Here is a 330-nt window from a genome sequence, read left to right as displayed (position 1 = left end):
TGAGCCATGAAGGACTCGAACCTTCGACCCTCTGATTAAAAGTCAGATGCTCTACCAACTGAGCTAATGGCTCTCTATGGCTGGGCTAGCTGGATTCGAACCAACGCATGACGGAATCAAAATCCGTTGCCTTACCGCTTGGCGATAGCCCAATAAAGATGGTGGAGGGGGGCAGATTCGAACTGCCGAACCCGAAGGAGCGGATTTACAGTCCGCCGCGTTTAGCCACTTCGCTACCCCTCCGATATAAATGGTGCCGGCAAGAGGACTTGAACCCCCAACCTACTGATTACAAGTCAGTTGCTCTACCAGTTGAGCTACACCGGCACG

The 330-nt window shown here is 52.7% G+C and carries 4 tRNA genes; all 4 read right to left on the bottom strand.

The window, feature by feature from the left end:
- The 4 genes from AC2YJL_RS27710 to AC2YJL_RS27695 all read right to left on the bottom strand — a co-directional run bounded on the left by AC2YJL_RS27710 (position 1) and on the right by AC2YJL_RS27695 (position 327).
- Positions 1–73 (bottom strand) — tRNA-Lys (locus AC2YJL_RS27710).
- A 4-nt stretch (positions 74–77) separates the two neighbouring features.
- Positions 78–152, bottom strand: a tRNA-Gln gene (locus AC2YJL_RS27705).
- 7 nt (positions 153–159) lie between these two features.
- Positions 160–243: transfer RNA gene (locus tag AC2YJL_RS27700), tRNA-Tyr, on the bottom strand.
- 8 nt (positions 244–251) lie between these two features.
- A tRNA-Thr gene (locus AC2YJL_RS27695) sits at positions 252–327 on the bottom strand.
- Between the last annotated feature and the right edge of the window lie 3 nt (positions 328–330).

Source organism: Priestia sp. SRI_019 (assembly GCF_057586255.1).
The sequence above is the reverse complement of the archived record's forward strand: the minus strand, read 5'-3'. Positions and strand labels throughout refer to the sequence as shown.